General features: G+C 38.5%; 5 protein-coding genes. 1 reads left to right on the top strand and 4 read right to left on the bottom strand.

The features are described from left to right. Positions 1-208, top strand: a 208-nt coding sequence (locus E1176_RS20495) for a hypothetical protein (protein ID WP_185152616.1), incomplete at its 5' end; no start/stop codon positions are given. On the opposite strand, the gene E1176_RS04240 is transcribed toward E1176_RS20495, so the two are convergent. The 4 genes from E1176_RS04240 to E1176_RS04255 form a co-directional block, all read right to left on the bottom strand. Next, positions 205-1,065, bottom strand: coding sequence for a nucleoside phosphorylase (locus E1176_RS04240; protein WP_155209328.1), 861 nt, complete (start codon positions 1,063-1,065; stop codon positions 205-207). The genes E1176_RS20495 and E1176_RS04240 overlap by 4 nt on opposite strands. Positions 1,066-1,152: 87 nt before the next feature. Then, positions 1,153-1,785 (bottom strand): acetyltransferase, encoded by a 633-nt coding sequence (locus tag E1176_RS04245; protein WP_155209329.1) that lies wholly within the window; start codon positions 1,783-1,785, stop codon positions 1,153-1,155. A 40-nt stretch (positions 1,786-1,825) separates the two neighbouring features. Continuing rightward, positions 1,826-3,103 (bottom strand): hypothetical protein, encoded by a 1,278-nt coding sequence (locus E1176_RS04250; protein ID WP_155209330.1) that lies wholly within the window; start codon positions 3,101-3,103, stop codon positions 1,826-1,828. Further along, on the bottom strand, positions 3,103-3,696 hold a 594-nt coding region (locus tag E1176_RS04255), incomplete at its 5' end, for a DUF2851 family protein (RefSeq protein ID WP_155209331.1). The genes E1176_RS04255 and E1176_RS04250, both read right to left, overlap by 1 nt.

Below are 3,696 nucleotides of genomic sequence, written 5' to 3' on the forward strand. Positions count from 1 at the left end.
TAATGAGCAATATCAGAAAGCCAAAGAATATGTGGAAGACATGAAGAAGCATCCTAATCGTGTATTTTGGATTGGAAAGAAAGGCAAAACTGATGAAGAACTCATCATATCGCATATTGCCCATAAAATTCTATCAGGCTTCTACAACAATTATGATCCTACCTTTGCCAAAAGACAGATCATTGGCATGAAAAATATGAAGGCTTAAACCAGTTTATCTAAAACCTTAATTATCAGACTGTCAATAACTTTTGTAGGATTTTTGGAGAATTTGTTCTGAATACGATTGGCAATGATCGCATTGGCGCTCAATACTTCATGCCCCAGCAATCTACACATGGCATAATAACCGGCCGTTTCCATCTCAAAGTTGGTTAACCAAAAATTATCTTTATGGTAATAATTCAGCTTTTCCAAGAGCTTAGGCAGTTTGAGCTCAGCTCTTATCTTTCTCCCTTGAGGTGCATAAAAACCAGGGCAAGTCACTGTATTACCTACCACCATATCATCTTTCATCAGATCCTTAAGCGTTTGTGAGCCTCGAACGACATACGGTTCAAAGGGTAGGCCTATTGATTCCTTTAGTTCACGACCTACTGTTTGCTCAAATTCATCTTGAGGCAAATTATAATAGCACATAAGCGTGTCTAGCCCAACAGCATAATCTGATATAAGGTGAGAATCAAGAGGAAGGTCTTCTTGTAAACCTCCTGAGGTTCCGATTCTCACTATATTGAGCTTTCTTTTTTTTGCTTTTGGCTCTCGTTTTTTGAGATCAACGTTTACCAATGCATCTAATTCTGTAAGGAAAATCTCTACATTATCGGTACCCATCCCGGTGCTCATTACAGTAAACTGCTGGCCTTTATATGTACCCACATGTGTGATAAACTCTCTCCGGTTCATTTCAAAATCAACATTATCAAAATGCTGACTTACCTGCTGTACGCGATTAGGATCGCCCACGGTAATTACATTGTCGGAGATATGTTTTGGGAGTAAGTTGAGATGGTATACACTACCGTCTTTATTGAGAATTAACTCAGATTCTGGAATCCTTGCCATTTGCCGCTTGCATTAAGGTCAAAAGATAGAGATTTACTATTTCTTAAAAAATAATTGAATATTAAATTACCCTTACATGTAAGGTTATCAAACCTTTTGGGCGGGATTGCCAAAAACTGTATCTCCGGCATCTACATCTGCAATCACAACAGACCCAGCTCCTATCCTTGCTCCTTTGCCAATCTTTATTCCTGAAACGATGGTTACACCGGAACCAATAAACACTTCATCCTCTATTACAGCCTCAGCATTGATCACACTTCCGGCTCCCACCTGCACAAAGTCACCAAGACTTGCATTGTAGTCTACCACAGAATTGGTGTGTAGGATGCAGTGATTAGAAACCTTTGCATTACTCCCTACTCTCGCTCCCATGTTCACGAAATTGCCATGGCCAATATGTGCAGATTCAGAAATGACAGCACTACTATGAACAGCATTCGTTGGCATTACCTTTCTGCGCTCATTAAGCATTTTAACAAGACCCTTTCTCAAGTCATTGTCATCTTCTGCCACAAATGCCTCGCATTTTTTACCTACATATTTTAAATATCCATCATCGTCTGTGCTGCCCATTACCGTCACATCGTCTATCTCTGTGCCGTGCAACTTTTCTTCATCGTCTAAAAAGCAATAAATTACAATTTCGTTGCTTTCAAATATTTCTTTAGCAGCTCGACCTAGTGCATTTGCACCAAATATCATTACCGGATTTTTCATATGTTACTCAACTTAAAGAATGAAGGCGCAAAGTTACAAGCTATTTGCTAAACACCCAGTTGTTTAATTTTTTAATCAAGGGGTTGGGTACCGTAACCAGCATCAAAAACACGGGGAGAAAGCCTACTTTGTACCTTACGAGGGTGCCGAAATTAGGCGTAGAAAGTGTAAGGAAAATCGCCAAAATAAAGCAATAGGCAAGCCCTGAGAAAAACAGGTATTTGTACTCAAGCTTGCGTACTTTCCAAATGGAAGTCATCGCTGATATTGCCAGAAAGAGTAATATTAAATTTTCTATTACCACCAAAAAATTGAGTACACCATCACCATCTCCGGGTAAAGGTCTAAAAAGACCCGTCCATAGAGCTAAAGGGGCATTTTTAACCAAGCTTGTCCATGTGGGCTCAAGGTCATCTACTCTCACAAGCTCCTCTGGTTCCGTTTTATTAACGATAATTACATGGTTTTTATGTACCACCTCAGCTACTCTATCCAGATTAAGATTTGGGCTTGTATAACTTACGCCAATAATGATCACCGTGCATAAACTCAAAGTAATCAATATCTTAAAAAACCATGACTTCTTAATGATTGCCGCCTTATTCGTTATATAGTAAATACCAATTGCAGCACTTCCTACTAAAATCAGTGCGCCTGCATAGTAGTATTTTAACTTCCAGAGTAATACGAAAAATAACAGGTTCAATAAGACTGACCTTGCTTGCAATCGGTCTTTGAGATAAATAATAGACAATGCAGTAGCTAGTATATAAGCAAAAGAGCCCATGGCGAAGCTCTCTTTGGCTATGCCTGCACTCCAAAACACCACTGAAGGATAAAAAAGTAGCGATAATAAAACTGCTAATTTATTATCAAAAATTTTTGATGCGCAAACTGCCAGCTTCCAAAAACCAAAAAAGGAGAATAGGGAAAAATAGAGAGAAGAAAGCCAATAATTTTGGTTGGTAATAAGGACGAAAACACTCGTAATCTTTGCGGTAAATAATGCGCGTGGATGTCTATCATATTTCGAGTCAAAATGAGCTGTTTCCGCTGTAAATAATTCCGAAATGTAAGTTGAGATATTTTGCTCTGCCAGTGCCGCAAACTTTGCGCCTTCTCTATAATAGTTGAGGGTATCTCCGTATTCGTAATGAAAACCGTAAATCAACCCCAGCCCTATACCTGCTGCTAACTTTAAAAATAAAGCCGGAAAAAACCAGGCCTTTATTGGTGATGCATCCTCATACTTATAAAGCCAGTAAATCAACAAGCTTATAAAACCAATGTTAGCCGTAAATATGAAAAAAGCTACCATTATGGTCTGACCAAACTTGCTCCCACATTACACTGCAAACACCGTTTTTTCAAGCAATAATTATTATGTAACTCAATCAGACCCTGAGAATCGAATGCATTGTCTGCTTCAAAGCCCGCAGCTTTCATTTTAGATATGATAGAGTTGCTTTCTATTTTAAGCCCTTGTAAGTGCGCAATTGCTTTATCCAAATAGTGCGAATCATCGATATGATAACTGTAGGCAGCTAAAATGGGAACTACTGTATTGATACAAATGAGCTGAGCTCCTGATTCACCTAAACCTGAAATTTTCTTCTCAGTTGACTCGCCAAACCTGTAGTGACTCTGCCAATAAGCTGTTGGTTTGCTCCTCAATGTCTGTTTGATATTTTTTGAGTCACTCTCTAAAAACATACTAAATATACCAGAGGCTGTAGAAATGAACGCTGCAAACTCAGCTATTCTTAACGTAGGAAAATTTGCTGGTCTTAAACGTAGAAATTTCCATTGGTGCTTATGAAGTGTGGCAGTCAGCGAATACTTAGTTTTTAAAAATTGGTATTCACTTTTAAGCTTAAGAAAATATTCATCGGCACACTCCTCTTCCAAAAA

Source organism: Fulvivirga aurantia (genome assembly GCF_009711475.1).
Lineage (GTDB): Bacteria > Bacteroidota > Bacteroidia > Cytophagales > Cyclobacteriaceae > Fulvivirga > Fulvivirga aurantia.